Here is a 21,293-nt window from a genome sequence, read left to right as displayed (position 1 = left end):
CCCTGTACCAGGTGGTTCCTGGCGGTGCGGGCGGATCGGCCTCGTACCGGGTCGTACTCGGCCGCATCCGCCCGTGCCGTCAGGGGCCGCCTGGGCGCGAAGACCGCGAACTTGGCTTATGAAACACGCCCTAGCGGTCGTCCTCGTCCTCGGCGGGCGGCTCGATGCCGAGGAGCGCGCGGGTCTGATCTTGCAGGAACCACGCCAGCGTCGCGGAGACGATCAGCAGGATCAGCGGGAGGACCGGGCCGCCGTTGGCGAGGATGAACAGCTCCGTGACGCTCGCGCCCAGCATGACGCCCGCCAGCAGCAACGCCGCCGGCCCGCCGAAGCGGGGGATGAGCAGGCCGATCGCGCCGCCGACCTCGAGCACACCGGTGACGTACCGGAGCCACTGCCCGAGCCCGATCTCGGCGAAGGTCTGCTCGGTGTGGCCGCCCGCGAACAGCAGGTAGCCGCTGTAGAGGAACTCGGCCGCGAGCGCGACGCGCACGACCCACAGCACTATCGAGCCGAGGGGCAGGCCGCGGGTACCGCTGGTTCCTCCGGACATGCCGGGGATCTTTCTCCGGGGCACGGCGACCCGCAAGCCCCGCATTCAGATGACCAATTGCGATGGTCGAGTGTTCCGAGTCCGTGAAGGACTCCTTGAGGGACCCAGAGTCCCTCAAGGAGTCCTTCACGGACCAACCCGGCGCCGAACCGCATTCAGATGACCAATTGCGAATCAGGCGGGTACCTGCCAGGACTGGCCGGCCGCGCCGTCGCAGGTCCGGATCACCAGCCGCGTGCCCTCGCCGGTGCCACCGCCCTCGACGTCGAGGCATTTACCGGACTGCGGGTTGACCAGCGTCGAACCTTGTCGCTGCCAGGTCTGCGCCCCGGTCTTGTTGCAGTCCCACAGCTGCACCCTGGTCCCGTCCGCCGTCCCGCTGTTGGCGACGTCGAGGCATTTCCCGAGGGCGCGCAAAGTTCCGTTCTGCACGGCCCACGTCTGCGCGGGGGTGCCGTTACAGGTCCACAGCCGCACCGCCGTGCCGTTCGCGATCTGCGAATGGTCGACGTCGACGCATTTGCCGGTCACGCCGGTGATCCGCCCGGCCGGATACGGCGAGCCGCCGCGGATCAGGTATTCGCTGTTGGCCACGTTCCAGTGTGTGGCGAGATAGCTGCCGGGCGCGGGGTTGGTGTGGAAGTAGTCGTCGCCGAGGCAGTCGATCTGGTTCTCCGGCGCGCCGGGGCAGACCTTCACCAGGCCGCCCGGCGGGAGGCCGCCGTCGTCGTAACACATGATGTCTTCGTCGTCCCAGCAATGGCCGTACGGGGTGCCGTGCGGAGCGCTTCCTTGGACGGCGCCGAGGTTGTGCAGGAGTTCGTGCCCGGTGGCCTGCCAGCTCCAGCATCCCGTGCCGACGGTGGCGTAATGCGGGCCGCCGTTGTACGGGTTGCTCGCGCCGGGACTGTCGTTGCCGCCGTTGCCGAACGCGAGCCCGCAGCCGCCCGCGTCGTACCAGACGATGTACTTGCGGTCGGCGCGGTTGTAGCCCTGTGCCTTGATGGCGTTGGTGATCGTGTCCACGCCTCCCATCGAGGACTGCGCGATGACGACGTTCGCGACGGTCGCCCGGCAGCTCGCGTCGTGCACGTACCGGACGTGCCGGACGCCACCGCCGAGCCGGGCCGCGGCTTCGACGAAGATGTCGTCGATCTGGCTCGTGAAGGTCTGGAATTGGCCGACGAACTGCCCGTATCGATCCGGTTGCGTGTTTCCGCGGACATAAAGCGCCTGAACGCGTTTTCCGCTGACGCCATCGCCGTCACAGACCGCCGAGGCTTCTGCCGCCGCGGCCATGGGAGCGGGTAAGGAGACGACGCCGAGCGCCAACGCGGCGACGGCCACGAGTCTGGAGAATCTTCTGGTCATGCCGAACCGCCTTTACCTCGCAGGGGTGAGGCATCCGGATGCAGCAAAGAGGTCTGGACCAGCAGGAATCATAAGCGGCGAACGGTGAGCGTGTCACTGACAGAACAGGACACGAGTCATTTTTGGTCACCGAGGAGTATCTGTTCGAGCAACAGGTCGACGTCGCGGGCGGACTCCGCTTCGCCTATCCGGTGGAACGTTTCGGCGGCGCGCAGCGCGCGGCGGGCGGCTTCCCGGATCCGGCCCGCGGCGCTGAGCACGTGGGCGGCGACGTGGTCGAGCTGCGCGATGAGATGGTCCCTGGCGGGCGCGGTCTCGGTTTTCACGGCGTGGACGGCGTTTTCCGCGACGTCGAGTGCGGTCAGCGCCGCGTCGAGGTCGCCGGACCGCAGCCGGGAAAGCGTCGCCGCGTTACGGCAGGTGGCTGCCACGTAGCCGCCGCCGATCGCCACCGCCGCGTCGGCCGCCCGTGCGTAGAAGTCGGCGGCGTTCGCGCCGTAGCCGAGCAGGTCCAGTTGTTCGGCGGCGGCCATGCTCACCGAGATGTAGGAGTGTCCGGTGTCGCCCGAGGCCTCGAGGATTTCGGCGAGGACGGCGTATTCGTTGAAGGCACGGGAAGATTCGCCGAGCGCGCGGTAGGTGTCGGCGTACATCCACCGGCAGCGGTGGTCCCAGTCCGGTGACCCGGCGAGCAGCGAAATGGCGCGGGGCGCGACGTCGAGGACCTCGTCGAAGCGCCCGGCGCCGTGCAGTGCGGAGACGAGGACGTACCAGTGTTCGGCGGTGTCCTTGCCTTTCGACGCGGCGGCACCGAGGGCCGCGTACGCGTCGTCGACGGCTTCGGTGAATCGGCCGGTGCCGATCAGGGACAGCGCACGGAGGTGGCGGAGATGTCCGCGCAACCGTTCCGGGCCGCCGACGGGCAGTGTCGCGAGCAGGTGCTCCACGAAGACGTCAAGCTCGTCGAGCGATCCCGTTCGCTCATAAGCGATCCGGGCCTGCTCGACGGCTTCGACGGCTTTTTCTCCGACGTTCCCGACGATGAAGGCGTCCGTCGCCGCCCGCGCGAGTTCCAGTGTGGTCACCGGATCCTCGCCGTCACCGTTCCGCAACGACGCTTCAAGGCACAGAAGGGTGCCGTGGAGCAAGGGATCGCCCGTTTCACGAGCCCGCTCGGCTCCCCGTCGCAAGGCCTCGTACGCCTCGACGGTGCGGCCCTGTCCGGAAAGGACGTGCGCCAGCCAGTATTCGCCCCAGCAGGCGGCGTGATCGTCCCGCCCCGCGCGCAACCGCGCCGCGGCCACCGTCGTCAGCGCGACCCCGGTCTCGGCCTGATCGTCGAAGACGAGCCACAGGCCGAGCCAGCATTGGTTGAGCAGAAACCGGTTCTCGTCGCCCTGTCGCCGGAATCCGGCGGCTGCCTCGCGCAGTCTTTCCTCGGTGTCGTCGCCCTGGAAGAAGATGGCGCGCAGTTCGGTCAGCCGCGGGACGAGCTCGTCCAGGACGTCCTCGATCGCGGCGAGACAGGCTCGCGCCTCTTCCGGTTCGCACCGATGGTTGTGAATCTCCGCCCGGACGACGAGTTCCTCCGCGGACAGGTCCGGCGGGGGCAGGATCGGGACCCGGGGGAGCGCGGAAGGCAGGAGCGGGACGAATTCCGCGACCGGTTTCGCGGCCATCTTCGCTTCGGCGTGCGCGGTGAAGTACCCGGTGTGCTCGCGTCCGTCGAGTTCCTCCGCTTCGACGAACGCCGCCGCCCGCATCCGTACGTTCAGCCTGCTCAGGGAAAGGCCGTCGTACGGGCCGTTGAGAACGAACCGGATCTCGCCGTATCCGGTTTCCGTCAACCGGCGGGTGAGCAAGGCCGCCGATGCGAAGAATTCGAGCCTGCCGACGGCGTCCGAATGATCGCCGACACCGTCCAAAAGCGACAGAAGGTCGAGACCGAGGTGCTCGTTGCCGGTGAGGGCGCAGAACTCCAGCCGCAGGGCGTGGTCGCCGTAGCGAAGCGGCGCCCCGGACGAGGCCCTGGTCACCCACCGATAGGTCGACGCGGCCTCGGCGTATTTGCCTGCTGCCGCCAGCGGCACCAGGGTCCGGCAGAGCCGGGTGACCTCGGCTCCGTCGGGGTTGGAGCCGTCGGAGTCATTCTCGCCCGCGCGGCGTGGTTCCACTTCCATGGTTCTGCCCCCAGAACAATGACGTCGACGCCGGATCTTAACTCCCGGCGTCGCGTCATGGTCCTGCTTTCGGGTGGTTCAGGGGACGCGAACGGCGGCGATTTGGGTCGCCTGCCCGATCAACCTGTTCTTTTCGTCCCAAAGCTCCGCGACTTCGTCCATCCGGTCGCCGCCGATCTCACCCGCGCGCATCCGCACCCGCACCGGGCCGGGTGCCGGGAGCCCGCGCAGGTACGCGGTGAACTGGACGGTCGGCGCCCAGCCCGCGATGCCGAGGTCGTAGGAGATCGGCGGCACCGGGTCGAGCGCCACGAGCAGGCTCACCGGATCCCAGTCGGTGCCGTCGGCGAGCCGCAGCCAGGACGAGATGACGCCTTTCCGGGACGGCTGTCCCACCGCGAAGCCCGCCGAGGCCGGGTCGATCCGCTGCTCGACGACGTCCATCAGGCCGATGCGGAACCCGCCACCGCCGTCGGCGGGCACGGGCAGGCAATCCTGCTCCGGCGGGATCTCGACCGGGTCCACGCCGGACCACCACGCGTCGCCGTCGGTCAGGACGCCCTGGGTGATCAGGGCCTCGGTGCAGGGCGCGCCGTGCTGGCTCAGCCGCGCGCGCAGTTGGGTGAGGCCGCGGCCTTCGCGCAGCACCTCGACTTCGACGACCGCCGGACCGGGCTCGGGTGCCACCGAGAACGAGCCGCTGATCGCGGTCAGATGCGGATGCGAGGAGACCTCGGCGGCGGCCTTGGCGAGTACGGCGAGCAGGTAGCCGCCGTGCAGCTTCGCCCCGATCGTCCACTGTGGATCGAGTTCGGTGTCGAACACCGGGTCTTCGCCGCGGCGGAGCAGGGCGGTCGCGGTCTGGAAGTGCGCCATACCCAAAGGTGACACCGTCAAGTTGACGGTGTCAAGTCAAAGCTGGCAGCATCACGGCATGGGCGCGAAGCGGACGAAGGCGCGGCCGGGCGAAGGGGAGAAGCTGCGGGGCGAGATCCTGTCCGCCGCCGACGCCCTGCTCGGCGAGGCGGGGACCGACGAGGCGCTCACACTGCGCGCCGTCGCACGCCGGACCGGCGTTTCCACGCCGTCGGTCTACGCGCACTTCCCGAGCCGCGACGCCTTGCTCGAAGCGGTCTGCCTCCGGGTGTGGGACGAACTCGGGCACCGGATGCGCGATCACGCCGCCGAGGTGGCCGATCCCATGCGCGCGCTCAGCCGGTGCGCACGGGTGTACGCCCGGTTCGCCCTCGACCATCCGGTGCAGTACCGGGTGCTCCTGATGCGCCCCTCCGGCGGCTCGTCCCCCGGCGCGGTCGCGTGTTTCCGGTATCTCGCCGACGCGACCGCCGCCTGCGTGCGGGCCGGGATTCTCCGCGGCGAACCGGAAGTCCTCGCGATGGGTCTCTGGTCGGCGATGCACGGCTGCGTGAGCCTGCTGATCGCGCAGCCGGGATTCGACTGGCCGGAAGAGCCGGAAGCGCTGATCGACACCGTCATCCGGATGGCCGGACTCGGCACGGCGCTCGCCTGCCGCGTCCCGCGCGACGCCATTCCGCCGAGTGCCGTAATGGCGGATGACCTGGACGAACTGGCGGCGGGCTGGGCGACATCGCGGCATCGGACTGGATAGGCTCCTCGCATGTCCGGGACCCCGACGACCGACGATCGACTCCAGGTGCTCGAAGCCATCACCGATACGACCTTGGGTCACCTCGACCAGGAAAAGGTGATGGCCACCCTCCTCGCGCGGGTTCGCGAGGTCCTCGGCGTCGACACGGCCACGGTGCTCCGGCACGACCCGGACGCGCAGTTGCTGCACGCCGTCGCCGCTTCGGGCATCGAGGAGGAGGTCTATCAGGACGTCCGGGTCGCCGTCGGGGCGGGCTTCGCCGGCCGGGTGGCCGCGGAACGGCGTCCGGTGATCCTCGACCACGTCGACGAGACCACCGTGGTCAACGCGCTCCTGTGGGAACGCGGGCTGCGCGCCCTGCTCGGGGTGCCGATGCTGGCCGAGGACGAGCTGATCGGCGTGCTGCACGTCGGTTCCGTGACGCCGCGCGAATTCGACGAGACCGATATCGAACTACTGCGGCTGGTGGCCGGGCGGCTCGCGCTCGCGTTGCGGATCGAGAACTCCACCGCCGACCGGGCGGCCGCGGCGGCGCTCCAGCGGAGCCTGCTGCCGGCGCGGCTGCCCGCCGTCTCCGGGATGAAGTTCGCCGCGCGGTACGTGCCGGGTACCGAGCCCGGGGTCGGCGGCGACTGGTACGACCTGTTCGCGTTGCCGGGCGACCGCCTCGGCATCGTGATGGGCGACGTCGCCGGGCACGGTCTCAATGCCGCCGTGATCATGGGACGGCTGCGCAGCGCGCTTCGCGCCTACGCGCTCGAATCGGACGATCCGGCCGAGGTTCTGTCCAAATTGGACCGCAAGGTCCAGCATTTCGAGCCGGGCGCGCTGGCCACCGTCGTGTACGGGCTGGTGTCGGCTTCGCGGGACAAGTTCGCGGTCTCGCTGGCCGGGCACCTGCCGCCGGTACTCGCGACCCCCGGCGGGCCCTCGGCGTTCGTCGATGTCCCGGTCGATCCGCCGATCGGCGTCACCGGGCCGCCGCGACGCACAGCGGAGCTCGAGCTGCCGCCCGGCGGTGTGATCGCCTTCTACACCGACGGTCTCGTGGAGCGCAGGGATCACCTGATCGACGTCGGCCTGCGGCGGCTCGCCGACGTGGTCACCGCCGAACAGCCCGGCGTGGTGTGTGCGCGGGTGATGGCCGCGCTCGTCGGCACGACGCCCGCGCAGGACGACATCGCCCTCCTCGTCGCCCGGCGCGAACCGAACTGAGTCACCGGACCGGGTGATTGGCGCGGACGTTCACGGCCGCGAGCTCGACGGTCCTGGCGATCCGCCGTTCCCGCGTTTCCGGCTTCTTCGCGGTCAGGATCCACTCCAGGATCAGCCTTTTCGACGACGGCGGGAACTTCTCGAAATGGGCGCGGGCCGCCTCGTCGGCTTCGAGCCGGGCACTCAGGTCTTCGGGGACGCCGTCGCCGTCCGGCACGACCTGCCAGCGGCCCTTCTCCTTGGCCAGGTCGATCATCGCCTGTCCGCGTTCGGTCATCAGGCCCTCGGCGATCAGGCGGGCGGCCCGTTCACGGTTGACCCGGCTCCACGAACTCCGGGGATTGCGCGGGGTGAACCGCAGCCGCGAACTCGTGGCGTCGTGCTTACGGTGCAGCCCGTCGATCCAGCCGAAGCACAAGGCCTGCTCCATCGCCTCTTCGATCCGGACGCTGGGGACGCCGCTGCCCTTGTGCCGGATGACCAGCCAGACCTCCTTCTCGGTCCCTGCGTTCTCGGCCAGCCACGCGCGCCACTCGGCGGGGTCGGCGGCACTGAAGGTGGTCTCGTCCATGACCGGGTTCCTTTCGCCGTAACGTCTGTGACCATCATCGGAAGCAAAGTGCTCACCGACTGAGCACTTTTCGAAGGGAGGCGGTCTCGGATGGAGATCTGGGTGAACCCGGCGTGCTCCAAATGCCGTTCGGCGGTGTCGATGCTCGACGACGCGGGGGCCGAATACACGGTGCGGAAGTACCTCGAGGAGCCGCCGACGGCGAAGGAACTGAAGGCCGTCCTCAAGCGGCTCGGGCTCGAACCGTGGGACATCACCCGCACCGCCGAGCCGATCGCGAAGGAACTCGAACTGAAGACCTGGGGACGCACCCCCGCCGACCGCGACCGGTGGATCGACGCACTGGTCACCCATCCGAAGCTGATTCAGCGGCCGATCATCACCGCCGACGACGGCACGACCGTGGTGGGGCGGACCCCGGAAGCCGTTCGGGCGGTGCTGCCCGGCTGACCGCCTCGTGAGTGGCGATTCGGGTTAGGGCGGACCGGTATTTGCCTACCTACGCTGGACCAGGCCGAGAGGCTTGACGATGTAGGAATTGGGACGTTGAGTGTCCCGATTCCCACATCGTCACGACGTCATGCCGGCCCCGGATCTTGATCAACGGAGGATGGGGACACTCAACGTCCCCCAATCCTCCACGCCCGGCCCCTGCCGTAACACCGGCACCAGTGGGTAGGCAAATACCGGTCCGCCAGAACCCGAATCGCCACTCACGACCCACCTGATCCGCCACTCACGCCAGCTTGCGGAAGAAGTCCCGGATGTCGCCGAGCAGGAGGTCCGGCGCGTCCTGGGTCGCCCAGTGGCTGCCGCGGTCGAATTCCTGCCACGAAACGATGTTCGCGTGGTCCCGCTCGGCGAAGCGCCGCAGCGGCCGGAAGTCGTAGGCGAAACTCGCGAGGCCGGTGGGCGCGGTCGTCGGCTCGCTGGGGTGCTCGGCGTGCTTGTCCTCGTAGTAGAACCGCGCCGCCGAGGCCGCGGTGTTGGTGAGCCAGTACAGGGTGGCGTTGGTGAGCACGTGGTCGTCGCTCGTGCCCGCCAGCAGTTGCGCGCTCCAGGCCAGCTGCCCGGTCGGCGAGTCGGCCAGCGCGTGCGCGAGGTTCTGCGGGGCGCTTTCCTGAAGTTTCGCGTAGCCGGACATGTTGTCGTTGAAGTGCTGCAGGAACTGCAGGTACTCCAGTTCCTGTTCGGTCATGCCCTCGAACTCCGCCGGATCGCCGCTGGGGAACGAGAACAGCTGCGTGACGTGCACGCCGATCACGTGCTCGGTGGCGGCGCGGCCGACCTCGGGGGCGACGAACGAACCGGCGTCGTTGCCGTGCGTGCCGTAGCGCTCGTAGCCGAGACGGCGCATCAGCTCGGCCCAAGCCTGAGCCGTGCGGTACCGGTTCCAGCCCTTCTCCCGCGTCGGGCCGGAGAAGCCGAACCCGGGCAGCGACGGGATCACGACGTGGAACGCGTCGGCCGGATCGCCACCGTTCGAGCGCGGGTCGGTCAGCCGGCCGATCAGGTCGAGGTATTCGAAGACCGAGTTCGGCCAGCCGTGCGTGAGGATCAGCGGCGTCGCGTCCGGCTCCGGCGAGCGGACGTGCAAGAAGTGGATGTTCTGCCCGTCGATCTCGGTGGTGAACTGCGGGTACTCGTTGAGCTTCGCCTCCCACTTACGCCAGTCGTAGCCCTCGCGCCAGTACGCGACCAGACGCCGCACGTACTCCAGCGGCACGCCGTACTCCCAGCCCGGCGTGACCGGTCCGCGCTGAACCCCGTCGGTCACCTGGTCGGCGGGCAGTTCGTTCGCCCAGCGGACGCGGGCAAGGCGGTCGGCCAGGTCGTCCAGCTCGGCCTGCGGGACGTCGATGCGGAAGGGCTTGATCTCCGTGTTCTCGTTCATAAGACCAAGGTAGAGTGCCATTAGGAACATCCCGTTCCTAATGGAGGGGCAGCCTGAAGAAATGTTGGAAACTTCGGCAAGACTGCTGCGTCTGCTCTCCCTCCTGCAGACCCCCCGCGACTGGACCGGCACCGAACTGGCGGAACGCCTGGAGGTCAGCGCCAGGACGATCCGCAACGACGTCGAGCGACTGCGCGCGCTCGGCTATCCGGTGAACGCGACCCGTGGTTCGGTCGGCGGCTACCGGCTCGGCGCGGGTGCCGAGCTGCCGCCGTTGCTGCTGGACGACGAGGAGGCGGTCGCGGTCGCGATCGGCCTGCGCACCGCGGCGGGCGGCACCATCGCGGGCGTGGAGGAGACGTCGTTGCGCGCGCTCGCGAAACTCGAGCAGGTGCTGCCGTCGCGGTTGCGGCGCCGCGTGAACGCCTTGCAGGCGTACACGATCCCGGTGCCGAGGGACGAGCCCGGCCCGCGCGTCGCCGCCGAGACCCTCACCGTGCTGACGGCCTGCTGCCGGGATCGCGAGGTCCTGCGGTTCGGCTACCGCGCCCACGACGGTTCGGAAAGCGTCCGGAAGGTCGAGCCCTACCGTCTCGTGAACTGGGGCCGTCGCTGGTACCTGGTGGCGTGGGACCTCGACCGCGGCGACTGGCGCACTTTCCGCGTCGACAGGCTGACGCCGCGCGTCCCGACGGGTCCGCGGTTCACCGCGCGTGAGCTGCCCGAGGACGTCACGGACCGGGTGCGGCGCGGTGTCTCGTCCGCCGCGTGGCGATACCGGGCGGACGTCACCGTGCACGCGTCCGCCGAAGAGGTGACCGCGCGGATCAACCCGGCCGTCGGCACGGTCGAGGCCGTCGACGCGAACACGTGCGTGCTGCACACCGGCGCGGACAGCATCGAGACGATGGCCGTCCACTTAGGACTGCTCAATCTCCCGTTCCGGGTCACCGACCCCCCGCAATTGGTCACCTACTTGCGGGAATTGGCCGACCGGTACCGCGACGCGACCGCAAGTAGGTGACGAATTGCGGGGCTTCAGTGGGCGAAAGTGGTCAGGAAGCGGTCTCGGAACGCGTCCATTCGCCAGACCGGCGCGTTCCGGTCCGGGTTCAGGCCTGCTTGCCAGTTCCAACCGGTGATCTTGTCGAGCACGGCCTTGTCCCGCGTGACCACGGTGACGGGCACGTCGCGATCCGCGCCCGCGCCGGCGACGATCGGATTCGGCTGGTGGTCGCCGAGGAAGACGAGCACGAGGTCGTCGTCGCCGTACGTCTCCACATACGAGATGAGCGAGTTCAGCGAATAAACGATCGAGTCGCCGTACGCCTCGCGCACCTTGGCCGGGTCGGTGAACACCTCTTCGGGCGTTTTCCCTTGGGAGGGCATGGGATTGTAGATCGACCCGTCGCCGACGGCGGTCCAGTCGACCATCCGGGGGAGCGGCGTCCACGGCCAGTGACTGGTGACCAGATCGATCTCCGCCATCAGCGGCGGCCGGTCCGGCCTCGCGCGTTCGGCGCGCTGGAAAGCCGAAAGCGTGAACTGGTCCGGCATCGTGGCGTAGGAGAACGGCGGGCCGCGATAGCCGATTCCGCGGGAGTCGTAGTAGCGGTCGTAGCCGTAGACCTTGCCGTCCGGCCAGTCCTCGGTATGCGCCGGGACGACGCCGATGGTCTCCCAGCCCGCGCGTTTGAACGCGCCGCCGAGGGTGAACCGGTCGGTCTTCACGAAGTCGTCGTAGCGATGCTGACTGTCGACCCAGACGCCGGATTGGAACGTCGAGTGCGCCAGCCAGCTTCCCGCGCTCGTCGTCGGCGACGTCAGGAACGCGCTGCGCGAGCCGTATCCGGCGTTCTTCAGCCGCGCGGTCCCCGCGTCGAGAGCCGCGTCGACCTTGGGTGCGATGTCGGAGTCCTGGACGGCCACCCGCCCGTAGCTCTCGACGAAGGTGAACAGGACGTCCTTACCGCGCAACGCGTTCAGCAGCCCGGAAGGCGGCGCGTCCCGGAAGGCGTCGACGGCGACTTCCTCGGCGAAGGCATCCCGGTCGCGGATACCGGCCCGCACCTGGCGGAGGTCTTCGTAGGCGAAGGCGACCGCGCTGCGCGACGCGAGCGGCTGCGCCGGAGCGAGTTGCGCGCCCGAGACCGCGCACACCATCCAAATCACGCTGAGCGCGGCCGTCACCCTGGTCGACGTGGTGCGCCGCCCGGCCACCACCCGGCTCAGCCGCAGGACGGCGAGCGCCATCAGCACGATCACGACCACGGCCAGCAGCGTCAGCCCGGCGAACGACGCGATCGCGCCCGCCTGGCCGATCGACGTGCCGAGCAGATCGACGCCGTTGCCGAGCACACCCCAGTCGAACACCGGGTCGAACCGCCGGTTCAGCGCGAGCCCGAAGCCGATGTCGATGGCCTTGACCACCGTCAACACCCCGAGGACCGCGCCGGCGGACACCGCGACGATCCGCCTCGCGCCGTCGCGCAGCATGAGCACGACCGCCACCCCGAGCAGCGCCTCCACCGGCAGCCGCACGAACGCCGCCGGCGTCAGCCCATCGAGGTCCTTCGGCGCGAGCAGGGCGAACAGCACGAGCACCGTCGACGCGGTCGTCGCCGCGCTGGACGCGATTTCGCGGGCTGTCGTCCGGTCGCCGGGCAGGCCGACCAGGGCGGGACGCGGGAAAACCGACAAGGCGGGTTCCTTCCGGGGTGGACTGCCTTCATCGGGTTACACGGATGGCGGACCCCGGCGGTTCAGCCCGAGCGCCAGGTGCGCAGCGCCCACCACCAGCCGACGGTGTGCCGCACATGCGTGCCGCCGTCGTCTTCCGGCGGGTCGAGCGACGTTCCGGTGATCTCGCCGAGCCGGGAAAGCCGGTACCTGACGGTGTTCGCGTGGACGTGCAGCGCGGCGGCCGTCTGGTCGAGCCTTCGCCCGTGGTCGAGGTAGGCCAGCGCCGTGGAGACGAGTTGCTCGTGGAAGGGATCGCCTGGCGTCAGGGCGTTCAACAGGGTGCCTTCGAGCAGCGCGGCGAGCCCCGGCTGGGCGGCGAGCGCGGTCTCCACGGCCAGGTCGGCCACCGCGTGCAGACCGCGGGAGCGCGCGGCCGTCGGCAGCGCCATCACGCACAGCGCGTGCATCGCGCGGACCTCGGCGAGCGGGACGGCGGGGGAGACCACCATGAGGACGTCGTCCCCGAGCGCCGCCGCGGTGGGCAGCCGCGGCGCCAGCCCGGTCAGCCGTCCCTCGACCAGGCCGAAGACGCCACCCGTCGCGCCGAGCCGTCGCTCGACGACCATGGCCTGGTACGGATCTCCGACGTCGGAGAGCAGGCAGTGGAAGCGGCCGCCCGGGTTCAGCCCGGTGTTCGCGACCTCTTCGGCCGAAGGCGGCGTCGTGTCCCCGCTCAGCAGCCGCCGCAGCAGCCGGGCCCGGTTGTCGTGGACCGTCCGGGAGAGTTCGAGTTCGGCTTCGTGGTAACCGGCGATCACCTGGCGTTCGAGCGCGCGGGTGTTCCGGTCGAAGTCCACCAGCGCCGCCAGCATGACGTCGTCCGGAACGCCTGCCGCCTTGCCGCGTTCGACGGCGATCTCGACCGCGCGGCTGCGGCCCGCCTGCACCCCGCGAAGCAGTGCGGCGAGCGGCACACCCTGCGCGGCCCGGTCCGCACCGAGGACGGCGGCCGCGGCGTAGTCCTGCTCCCCGGCCCCACCCGGCCGGTCGAAGGAGGCGAGACCGGCGGCGAGCACGATCGCGACGTGCCGCCGGTTCTCGTCCACCGGCAACCGCGCCACTTCCGGCGATTCCGTGCGGGCGGCGCGGACCACTTCGTCGACGACGTCGGCGTCGGCCGCCATCGCGGTCAGCACGCCGTGGAGCGACCGGTGCGCCATCGCCACCGCCTTCCCGCGCGGGATTGTGCCCGGTGCACAACGAAGCCGGCGGTCCTTGGCGACCGGCCCCTACCGAGGGTGTCCGGCCGGTTGGTTTCCTGTGAGCTACCGAAAGGTAACAGGCCCTCGCCGAAAGGTGCGCCCGATGCGGAAACGCCGGTTGCTGAACACCGTCCTCGTGACCTGCCTCGCCGTCGCGGCGCTGGGCTCGGTGCCCGTCGCCGGCGCGAGCGCGGCCCTGCGGCAGGTCCTGTTCGTGGGCAACAACTGGGAGGGGACCGCGGACGTCATCCGGCCTTCCGGTGACTACGCCAAGATCGCGCGCGTCAACATGGTGCCGGACAAGGAGGAGCGGCTCACCGAGATCTACCTGAACCCGATCAAGCTCGCGTTCTTCCTCGGTATCCGCAACGGCGTCGGCGAGGGGCACGACCAGCTCGTCGACGACCTCTACACGACCCCCGACGGCCGCTCGGTCGTCGCTTCCCGCCCGAGCTTCGCCGACGTCGTGTCGATCGACCTCGCCACCGGCCGCGTCAACTGGCGGTTCCCGGTGTCCGGGTTCCGGTCCGACCACATGGCGGTGTCGCCGGACGGCCGCAGCATCGCGGTGTCGGCCTCGACGTCGAACACCGTCCACGTGCTGGACATCGAGACCGGCAAGCAGCTCGGCTCGTTCAAGACCGGCGACAAACCGCACGAGAACACCTACACCGACGGCGGGCGGTACCTCTGGAACAGCTCGATCGGCGAGGTGAACACCGCGCTCGACGCGCCGTGGCAGGACTTCACCAAGGGTGACCGGAAGCTCACCGTGGTCGACGCGAAGACCTTCCAGCAGGTCAAGGTGATCGACATGCGCCAGCGTCTGGACGCCTTCGGGCGCAGCGATCTGTCCGACGCCGTCCGGCCGGTGGCGTTCACCCCCGACGAGTCGAAGCTGTACTTCCAGGTCTCCTTCTTCAACGGCCTGCTCGAATACGACGTCGCCACCGACCGGATCACGCGGTCCAAGACGCTGCCGAAGAACCCGAACACCAGCGAGGACCGCACGACCTGGGTCAACGACTCGCGTCACCACGGGCTGTCGATGAGCCCGGCGGGAGACAAGCTGTGCGTCGCCGGGACGATGGACGACTACGCGACCATTGTGGACCGTGCGAGCCTGCGGGAGGCACAGCTCGTGACGGCCGCGAAGCCGTACTGGGCGACGGTGAGCGGTGACGGAAAGCACTGCGTCATCTCGGAAAGCGGATCGGACCAGGTGACCGCGATCGACTTCGCCACCGGCGCGAAGGTCAAGTCCGTCCCGGTCGGCGACCACCCGCAGCGCATCCGGATCGGGCACGTTCCGGAGGGCTGGACGGGGCCCGCGGGCCGGTAGTCTTCGCCGCTCAGCGCACGATCTTGGATCCACTGTGGCACCGTTTCAGGAATGAGCCTGCGCCTGGGTCCGCTGCTGCGCCACGTCGACGAGACGTCGGCGACGGTGTGGGTCGAGACCGGCACCGCGAGTGAGGTCGAAGTCCTCGGCACGACCGCGAGGACGTTCGAGATCCGGGGTCACCACTACGCCCTGCTCGTGCTGACCGGGCTCGAACCGGGCACCAGCACCGAGTACGAGGTGCGTGTGGACGGCGAAAAGGCCTGGCCTCTGCCGGATTCCGGGTTCCCGCCCAGCCGCATCCGGACCCTGCCCGAGAACGAGTCCCGGGTCCGGCTCGTGTTCGGCTCCTGCCGCAAACCGCACGACGGTGACACCTTCGGCCCGGACGCACTGGTCGCGTACGCCCGCCGGATGGCCGACGGCGAGGAAACCGAGTGGCCGCAGGCGTTGCTGATGCTGGGCGATCAGGTCTACGCCGACGAAACCACCGACGAGACGCAGGAATGGCTCTCCCGGCGTCGTGACATCTCGAAGCCGCCCGGGACCGAGGTGACGGACTTCGAGGAGTACACGCACCTCTACCTCGAAGCCTGGGGCGAGCCGGCGATCCGCTGGCTGCTCTCCACCGTGCCCACGTCGATGATCTTCGACGACCACGACGTCCGCGACGACTGGAACACCTCGCATACATGGCGGCAGCAGATGCGCGCGCGGCCGTGGTGGCGGGAGCGCCTGCGCGGGGCGATCATGTCGTACTGGGTCTACCAGCATCTCGGGAACCTCGGCCCGGCCGAACTCGCCGAGGACCCGACGTTCCGGAAGGCCGTCACCTCCGGCGGTGACAATGCCGGCCTGCTCGTCGCGTTCGCCGACGAGGCCGACGACGACCGCGACGGCACCAAGGGCGCGCGATGGAGTTACCGCCGCGACTTCGGCAAGGTGCGGCTGCTGGTCATCGACAGCCGGGCGGGCCGGATCCTGGCGGGCGGCGCCCGGTGCATGGTGGACGACGACGAGTTCGACTGGATCGAAAACAACGCCGCCGACGCCTGCGACCACCTGCTCATCGGGTCGTCGCTGCCGTGGCTGTTGCCGCCGGTCGTGTCCCATCTCCAGTCGCTCAACGAACGGGCCTGCGCGCGAGGCGGCCTCCGGGGCAGGTTCGCGGAGAAGATCCGCCAGGCCGCGGACCTCGAACACTGGGCGTCGTTCCGCGCGTCGTTCGACAGGCTCGCCGCCATGATCGCGCGTGAGGGGCGCCGGGAGGATCCGCCCGCCACCATCGCGGTGCTCTCCGGCGACGTCCATCACGCCTACATCGCCGAGGCGCGCTACCCCGAGCCGGTGACGTCGGCGGTGTACCAGCTGACCTGTTCGCCGGTGCACAACGCGATGCCGAGGCCGCTCCGGCTCGCGTTCGGGGCCACTTGGTCGGCCTCGCTGGCCACGCTCGCGCGCCGGTGGGCGGCGCGGGGCGGTGTCGGCCCCCTGCCGCTCGACTGGAGGAAGACGTCGGGACCGCATTTCGGCAACGTGGTCGCCACGGTCGAGACCGCCGGCCGGTCCGCCGTCACGACGATCGAACAGGCCACCGGTGACGGGCTGATCGAGGTGGCCAGGCAGAGGCTGGCTTGACCCGCCCACGCGCTCGGTAATATTGCCGCGTGACAACCTCTGCCGAAACACTCGAGTTCCAGTCGGAGGCACGTCAGCTGCTTCAGCTGATGATCCACTCGATCTACTCGAACAAGGACACGTTCCTGCGGGAACTGGTGTCCAACGCCTCCGACGCACTGGACAAACTCCGCCTCGAAGCGTTCCGCGACAAGGACCTCCAGGCGGAAACCGACGATCTCCACATCGAGATCGCGACCGACCTCGAAAACCGCACGCTGACCGTGCGGGACAACGGAATCGGGATGAGCCGGGACGACGTCGTGGCGCTGATCGGCACGATCGCGAAATCCGGCACCGCCGAATTCCTGAAGAAACTGAAGGAGACCAAGGATTCCGCGGCCTCGCAGGACCTGATCGGCCAATTCGGCATCGGGTTCTACGCCAGCTTCATGGTGGCCGACAAGGTCACGCTGCTGACGCGCCGCGCGGGATCGGACGAAGGCGTCCGATGGGAGTCCGAGGGCGAAGGCACGTACACCATCGAGACGGTCCCAGACCTGCCGCAGGGCACGTCGGTCGTCCTGCACCTCAAGCCCGAGGACGCCGAAGACCAGCTCTTCGACTACACCTCGGCCACGAAGATCAAGCAGATCGTCAAGAAGTACTCGGACTTCATCACCTGGCCGATCCGGATGACCGAGGGCGAAGAGGTCGTCACGGTCAACTCGATGAAGGCGCTGTGGGCCCGCTCGTCCAGCGACGTCACCGAAGACGAATACAACGAGTTCTACAAGCACGTCGCGCACGACTGGAACGACCCGCTGGAGACGATCCGGCTCCAGGCCGAGGGCACCTTCGAGTACCAGGCGCTGCTGTTCCTGCCGGGGCACGCGCCGCTCGACCTGTTCATGCGGGAACGCAAACGCGGCGTCCAGCTGTACGTGAAGCGCGTCTTCATCATGGACGACTGCGAAGCGCTGATGCCGGAGTACCTGCGCTTCGTGAAGGGCGTCGTCGACGCGCAGGACCTCTCGCTCAACGTCTCGCGCGAGATCCTGCAGCAGGACCGGCAGATCCAGCTGATCCGCCGTCGCCTGGTCAAGAAGGTGCTCTCGACGGTCAAGACCCTGATGGCCGACGAGAACCCCTACAAGTACGAGACGTTCTGGAAGGAGTTCGGCCGCGCCGTCAAGGAAGGCCTGCTGGACGACCACGAGAACCGCACCGCGATCCTCGACATCTGCTCCTTCGCGTCGACGAACGATCCGGAGAAGCCGACGTCGCTGCGTGACTACGTCGAGCGGATGAAGGACGGCCAGGAGCACATCTACTACCTGACCGGCGAGTCGCGGCAGAGCATCGAGAACTCCCCGCACCTGGAAGCCTTCCAGGCCAAGGGATACGAGGTGCTCGTGCTCACCGACCCGATCGACGAGATGTGGGTCGACGCGGTCCCGGGCTTCGAGGAGAAGCAGTTCCAGTCGGTCGCGAAGGGCGAGGTCGAACTCGACTCCGACACCACCGACGAGCAGAAGGAGGAGTTCTCCGGACTCCTGACCTGGCTCACGAAGACCCTCTCCGAGCAGGTCAAGGAGGTCCGGCTCTCGTCGCGGCTGACGACGTCGCCCGCCTGCATCGTCGGCGACACGAACGACGTCACCCCGACGCTGGAGAAGATGTACCGCGCGATGGGCCAGGAAATGCCGCAGATCAAGCGGATCCTGGAACTCAACCCGGGCCACCCGCTGGTCACCGGGCTGCGGTCCTCGTTCGCCGAGAAGGGCGAATCCGAAGGCCTCGCGGAGACCGCGGAGCTGCTGTACGGCATGGCTCTGCTGGCCGAAGGCGGCGAACTGGGCGACCCCGCCCGCTTCACGAAGCTGCTGGCCACCCACCTCCAGAAGACCCTGTAGTTCCGTGAAGGACTCCTTGAAGGACCCAGAGTCCCTCAAGGAGTCCTTCACGGACTTCTACGGCCGGGTCCGCCAGAGCACCAGCACGAAGTACGGCGTCCCGACCATCGCGATGACCAGGCCCGCCGGGATCTGGGCGGGTGCGATGACCGTCCGTCCGACGGTGTCCGCGACGCTCACCAGCAGCGCGCCGAGCGCCGCGGCCACCGGGAGCACCCGGCCGTGCCGTCCGCCGACGAGCGAACGCGCCAGATGCGGCGCGACCAGCCCGACGAACGCGACCACACCGATCGCGGACACGGCGGTGGCCGCCAGGATCCCGGAGGCGGCCAGCACGATCAGCCGCGATCGTTCGATGCGCATCCCGAGCACGCGCGGGGTGTCCTCGTCGAGGGCGTGCAGGTCCAGCTCGCGGTGCTTGATCCACAACAACGGCGTCAGCGCGAGGAGCGCCAGCGCCACGGGCGCGACCTGTTCCAGCGTGCGGCCGTAGGTCGACCCCGAAAGCCAGGTCAGCGCCTTGGCCGAGTTCCACGGGTCGGAGACCACGATCAGCAGCGTGATCAGCGCCATCCCGGCCGACCAGACCGCGATGCCGATGATCACCAGCCGGTCCGAATCGAGCCCCGACCGCCAAGCCAGCCCGTAGACCAGCACGAACACGACGGCCGCGCCGACACCGGCGGCTCCGGCGATCGACCAGGCACCGACCGTGGGGACGATGGTGATCAGTGTGATCGCGCCGAGTCCGGCGCCCGCGGTGATGCCGAGCAGACCGGGTTCGGCGAGCGGGTTGCGGCTGACCGACTGGATCCCGCAGCCCGAAACCGCCAGCGCGGCACCGGCGAGCAGCGCGGCCAGCACCCGCGGAAGTCGTTGGTCCAGCACGAAGGTCAGCGCGGTGCCGGTGTTGCCGGTGACCCAGTTCGCGAGGTCGCCGAGCAGCACCATGCGGTCGCCCAGCATCAGGCCCACCAGCGGGATGACGGCGAGCAGCACCACCAGGACGACGGAAATGGCCACGAGCCGCCGGGTCGATCCGGCGACCCCGACGCGTCCTGCCGGAGCCGGACGACGTGAGCCGCTGCCCCGCCCGCGCCGCGCCAGCCACACCATCACGACGGCGCCGACGATCGTGGTCACCACACCGGTCGGCACCCGCACGGCGGCGGCCGAACCCATGATCGCCCGCAGGACGACGTCGGCGCCGAGCACCGTCACCACGCCGACCAGCCCGGACACCGGCAGCAGCGCGCGGTGTTTGGCGATCGGCAACAGCAGCCGCGTGATCACCGGCGCGCTCAGCCCGACGAACCCGACCGGTCCGGCGACGGTCACCGCCGCCGCGGTCAGCGCGACGGTCAGCACGACCGCGCCCACCCTGGTCCGGCGGACCCGCAGGCCGAGCACGGTCGCGTTGTCGTCGCCGAGGGCGAGGACGTCGAGTTTGCGGCCCATCGCGATGAGCGCCACCACGGCGATCACCACGATCGGCGTCATCTGGGCGGTCGCCCGCAGATCGGAAACGGTGAGCGAACCGCTGCCCCAGGCGAACAGCCCGGACGTCTCCTGCTCGAACATGAGCAGCATCAGGATGGTCACCGACTGGAGCGCCAGCAGCACCGCCGAGCCGACGAGCACCAGCCGCGGACTCGCCGAACCGCCGCCCGCCAGGCCCAGCACGATGACGGCCGCGGCGAGCCCGCCCGCGAACGCCGCCCCGCCGACCGGGATGAGTGGCAGCGAAAGCCCGAACGCGGAAATGGCCACCACGGCGAAATGCGCGCCCGCGTTGACCGCGAGCGTGTCGGGCGAGGCGAGCGGATTCCGTGCCACGGACTGCATTCCCGCGCCCGCGACACCGAGCGCGACCCCGAGCAGCAACGCGGCGAGCAGCCGGGGGACGCGCGAACCCTCCAGTACCGCGAGGGTCTGCGCGTCGCCATGGCCGAAGATCGCCTTCACCACGTCCAGCGGCCCGGACGCCGAGGTGCCCTGGGTCAGGTGGATGCCGGCGAGGACGACGATGAGCGCCACCAGTCCCGCCGACACCGCGATGGTGCGGGCACGCATCAGGCCGTGACTGCCTTCACGATCTGGTCGGCGGTCATGATGATCGACTTCGGCCCGCCGAAGGTCCACGTCCCGGCCTCCAGCTTGTGGATCTTCTTCGACACCACGAACGGCAGTCGCTGGTAGACGGCGTTCTGCGCGAGCCCGGTGGTGAAGACGTCCTCTTCGGCCGCGCTGTAGAACAGCACGGTCTTCGGGTCGGTGAGCGCGGTCAGCCCTTCGACGTCGGTCTGGCCGAGACCCCACTGCGGGTCGACCTTGCCGGTCCAGGCGTTCTTCAGGCCGACGGCCTCGGCGGTGTCGGAGACCAGCGAGCCCTTGCCGAACGGGCGGATGCTGACGGTGCTGCCTTCGAGGTAGCCGTCGGCCATCAGGAACGGGGTGCCCGCGGCGCCCTTGGCCTCGACGGCCTTCTTGCCCTCGGCGAGTTTGGCGTCCATTTCGGACAGTTGCTTGTCCGCTTCGGACTCCTTGCCGACCGTCTTCGCGATCAGCTTGAAGTCCTCGCGCAGGCGGTCGAAGTTGCGGCTCGCGTCGCTGGCCTTGGTGACCACGACCGGCACGTACTTCTCGATCTGCGGCACCAGCGTCGAGTCGCGCTCCTCGGCCATGATGACGACGTCGGGGTTCAGCCCGACGATCGCGTCGACGCTGGGCTCGTTGCGCTTGCCGACGTCCTTGACCTCGGCGGTCAGCGGGGCGGCCTTGTCCCACACGTTGTAGCCCGCGACGTCCGCGGCGCCGACCGGCATGACCCCGAGCGACGCGACCATCTCGGCCTCGCCCCACTCGAGCGCGACGACCCGCTTGGCCGGGGCCTTGAGGTTGACGGCCTTTCCGCGCGCGTCGGTCACCGTGACCGGTCCGCTCGCGGCGGCGGTGTCGCTCGGCGCGGCCGCGGTGTTCTCGGTGGTGCCGCAGGCGGACAGCAGCAGGGCCGTCGCCGTGACGAGGACGGCAGGGGTTCGCAAACGCATGGTTCTTCCT

17 protein-coding genes are annotated in these 21,293 nt (G+C 69.3%); 7 read left to right on the top strand and 10 right to left on the bottom strand.

Going from position 1 to position 21,293, the window contains the following annotated elements; genetic code table 11:
- Positions 1–130 precede the first annotated feature (130 nt).
- The 4 genes from DL991_RS32855 to DL991_RS32840 all read right to left on the bottom strand — a co-directional run bounded on the left by DL991_RS32855 (position 131) and on the right by DL991_RS32840 (position 4,980).
- Positions 131–553, bottom strand: a complete 423-nt coding sequence (locus DL991_RS32855) for a DoxX family protein (protein WP_125788246.1) — start codon at positions 551–553, stop codon at positions 131–133.
- A 174-nt stretch (positions 554–727) separates the two neighbouring features.
- The gene (locus DL991_RS32850) at positions 728–1,924 is read right to left on the bottom strand and encodes a ricin-type beta-trefoil lectin domain protein (RefSeq protein WP_125788245.1); all 1,197 of its coding nucleotides are present in this window, start codon (positions 1,922–1,924) and stop codon (positions 728–730) included.
- Between the two features lie 116 nt (positions 1,925–2,040).
- Positions 2,041–4,104 carry a hypothetical protein gene (locus tag DL991_RS32845; RefSeq protein WP_125788244.1) on the bottom strand — a complete coding sequence of 688 codons (2,064 nt, stop codon included), beginning with the start codon at positions 4,102–4,104 and terminating at the stop codon, positions 2,041–2,043.
- A 78-nt stretch (positions 4,105–4,182) separates the two neighbouring features.
- Positions 4,183–4,980 (bottom strand): thioesterase family protein, encoded by a 798-nt coding sequence (locus tag DL991_RS32840; protein ID WP_125788243.1) that lies wholly within the window; start codon positions 4,978–4,980, stop codon positions 4,183–4,185.
- A gap of 58 nt (positions 4,981–5,038) precedes the next feature.
- Between DL991_RS32840 and DL991_RS32835 the strand changes: the two genes are divergently transcribed.
- A complete protein-coding gene (locus tag DL991_RS32835) occupies positions 5,039–5,734 on the top strand; it encodes a TetR/AcrR family transcriptional regulator (RefSeq protein ID WP_125788242.1) in 696 nt (231 codons plus the stop codon).
- Between the two features lie 9 nt (positions 5,735–5,743).
- Positions 5,744–6,949, top strand: coding sequence for a PP2C family protein-serine/threonine phosphatase (locus tag DL991_RS32830; RefSeq protein WP_125788241.1), 1,206 nt, complete (start codon positions 5,744–5,746; stop codon positions 6,947–6,949).
- Between the two features lies 1 nt (position 6,950).
- Here DL991_RS32830 and DL991_RS32825 read toward each other — a convergent pair whose 3' ends face one another.
- Entirely contained in the window at positions 6,951–7,520 is a 570-nt protein-coding gene (locus DL991_RS32825; protein WP_125788240.1) for a YdeI family protein, read from the bottom strand.
- 90 nt (positions 7,521–7,610) lie between these two features.
- Between DL991_RS32825 and DL991_RS32820 the strand changes: the two genes are divergently transcribed.
- A complete protein-coding gene (locus DL991_RS32820; protein WP_125788239.1) occupies positions 7,611–7,970 on the top strand; it encodes an arsenate reductase family protein in 360 nt (119 codons plus the stop codon).
- A gap of 286 nt (positions 7,971–8,256) precedes the next feature.
- On the opposite strand, the gene DL991_RS32815 is transcribed toward DL991_RS32820, so the two are convergent.
- Positions 8,257–9,414, bottom strand: a complete 1,158-nt coding sequence (locus tag DL991_RS32815; protein WP_125788238.1) for an epoxide hydrolase family protein — start codon at positions 9,412–9,414, stop codon at positions 8,257–8,259.
- A gap of 61 nt (positions 9,415–9,475) precedes the next feature.
- Here DL991_RS32815 and DL991_RS32810 point away from each other — a divergent pair, with 61 nt between their 5' ends.
- A complete protein-coding gene (locus DL991_RS32810) occupies positions 9,476–10,438 on the top strand; it encodes a YafY family protein (protein WP_125788237.1) in 963 nt (320 codons plus the stop codon).
- A 14-nt stretch (positions 10,439–10,452) separates the two neighbouring features.
- Here the strand turns inward: DL991_RS32810 and DL991_RS32805 are convergent, their stop codons facing one another.
- Both DL991_RS32805 and DL991_RS32800 read right to left on the bottom strand, forming a co-directional pair.
- Positions 10,453–12,114 (bottom strand): sulfatase, encoded by a 1,662-nt coding sequence (locus tag DL991_RS32805; protein ID WP_125788236.1) that lies wholly within the window; start codon positions 12,112–12,114, stop codon positions 10,453–10,455.
- A gap of 62 nt (positions 12,115–12,176) precedes the next feature.
- The gene (locus DL991_RS32800; protein ID WP_125788235.1) at positions 12,177–13,316 is read right to left on the bottom strand and encodes a CdaR family transcriptional regulator; all 1,140 of its coding nucleotides are present in this window, start codon (positions 13,314–13,316) and stop codon (positions 12,177–12,179) included.
- A gap of 145 nt (positions 13,317–13,461) precedes the next feature.
- Between DL991_RS32800 and DL991_RS32795 the strand changes: the two genes are divergently transcribed.
- From DL991_RS32795 to htpG, 3 genes are read left to right on the top strand one after another with little or no spacing between them, the layout of a single operon-like run.
- Positions 13,462–14,700, top strand: coding sequence for a YncE family protein (locus DL991_RS32795; RefSeq protein ID WP_125788234.1), 1,239 nt, complete (start codon positions 13,462–13,464; stop codon positions 14,698–14,700).
- 51 nt (positions 14,701–14,751) lie between these two features.
- Positions 14,752–16,338: an alkaline phosphatase D family protein gene (locus tag DL991_RS32790; RefSeq protein ID WP_125788233.1), complete on the top strand. Its 1,587-nt coding sequence runs from the start codon at positions 14,752–14,754 to the stop codon at positions 16,336–16,338.
- Between the two features lie 29 nt (positions 16,339–16,367).
- A complete protein-coding gene (gene htpG, locus DL991_RS32785) occupies positions 16,368–18,233 on the top strand; it encodes a molecular chaperone HtpG (protein ID WP_125788232.1) in 1,866 nt (621 codons plus the stop codon).
- Between the two features lie 57 nt (positions 18,234–18,290).
- On the opposite strand, the gene DL991_RS32780 is transcribed toward htpG, so the two are convergent.
- Complete coding sequence (locus tag DL991_RS32780) at positions 18,291–20,306, bottom strand: iron ABC transporter permease (RefSeq protein WP_125788231.1); 2,016 nt, start codon at positions 20,304–20,306, stop codon at positions 18,291–18,293.
- Positions 20,306–21,283 (bottom strand): iron-siderophore ABC transporter substrate-binding protein, encoded by a 978-nt coding sequence (locus DL991_RS32775; protein WP_125788230.1) that lies wholly within the window; start codon positions 21,281–21,283, stop codon positions 20,306–20,308. The genes DL991_RS32780 and DL991_RS32775 overlap by 1 nt, the downstream gene beginning before the upstream one ends.
- Positions 21,284–21,293: the final 10 nt, after the last annotated feature.

The sequence above is a fragment of the Amycolatopsis sp. WAC 01375 genome (genome assembly GCF_003947325.1).
GTDB lineage: Bacteria > Actinomycetota > Actinomycetes > Mycobacteriales > Pseudonocardiaceae > Amycolatopsis.
The sequence above is the reverse complement of the archived record's forward strand: the minus strand, read 5'-3'. Positions and strand labels throughout refer to the sequence as shown.

Bases quoted from the DNA above. Each gene is read 5' to 3' on its own strand.
- DL991_RS32845 (WP_125788244.1), bottom strand. From the start codon at position 4,104: ATGGAAGTGGAACCACGCCGCGCGGGCGAGAATGACTCCGACGGCTCC.
- DL991_RS32820 (WP_125788239.1), top strand. From the start codon at position 7,611: ATGGAGATCTGGGTGAACCCGGCGTGCTCCAAATGCCGTTCGGCGGTG.
- DL991_RS32835 (WP_125788242.1), top strand. From the start codon at position 5,039: ATGGGCGCGAAGCGGACGAAGGCGCGGCCGGGCGAAGGGGAGAAGCTG.
- DL991_RS32775 (WP_125788230.1), bottom strand. From the start codon at position 21,283: ATGCGTTTGCGAACCCCTGCCGTCCTCGTCACGGCGACGGCCCTGCTG.
- DL991_RS32830 (WP_125788241.1), top strand. From the start codon at position 5,744: ATGTCCGGGACCCCGACGACCGACGATCGACTCCAGGTGCTCGAAGCC.
- DL991_RS32780 (WP_125788231.1), bottom strand. From the start codon at position 20,306: ATGCGTGCCCGCACCATCGCGGTGTCGGCGGGACTGGTGGCGCTCATC.
- DL991_RS32850 (WP_125788245.1), bottom strand. From the start codon at position 1,924: ATGACCAGAAGATTCTCCAGACTCGTGGCCGTCGCCGCGTTGGCGCTC.
- DL991_RS32815 (WP_125788238.1), bottom strand. From the start codon at position 9,414: ATGAACGAGAACACGGAGATCAAGCCCTTCCGCATCGACGTCCCGCAG.
- DL991_RS32795 (WP_125788234.1), top strand. From the start codon at position 13,462: ATGCGGAAACGCCGGTTGCTGAACACCGTCCTCGTGACCTGCCTCGCC.
- DL991_RS32825 (WP_125788240.1), bottom strand. From the start codon at position 7,520: ATGGACGAGACCACCTTCAGTGCCGCCGACCCCGCCGAGTGGCGCGCG.
- DL991_RS32840 (WP_125788243.1), bottom strand. From the start codon at position 4,980: ATGGCGCACTTCCAGACCGCGACCGCCCTGCTCCGCCGCGGCGAAGAC.
- DL991_RS32855 (WP_125788246.1), bottom strand. From the start codon at position 553: ATGTCCGGAGGAACCAGCGGTACCCGCGGCCTGCCCCTCGGCTCGATA.
- DL991_RS32800 (WP_125788235.1), bottom strand. From the start codon at position 13,316: ATGGCGCACCGGTCGCTCCACGGCGTGCTGACCGCGATGGCGGCCGAC.
- DL991_RS32810 (WP_125788237.1), top strand. From the start codon at position 9,476: ATGTTGGAAACTTCGGCAAGACTGCTGCGTCTGCTCTCCCTCCTGCAG.
- DL991_RS32790 (WP_125788233.1), top strand. From the start codon at position 14,752: ATGAGCCTGCGCCTGGGTCCGCTGCTGCGCCACGTCGACGAGACGTCG.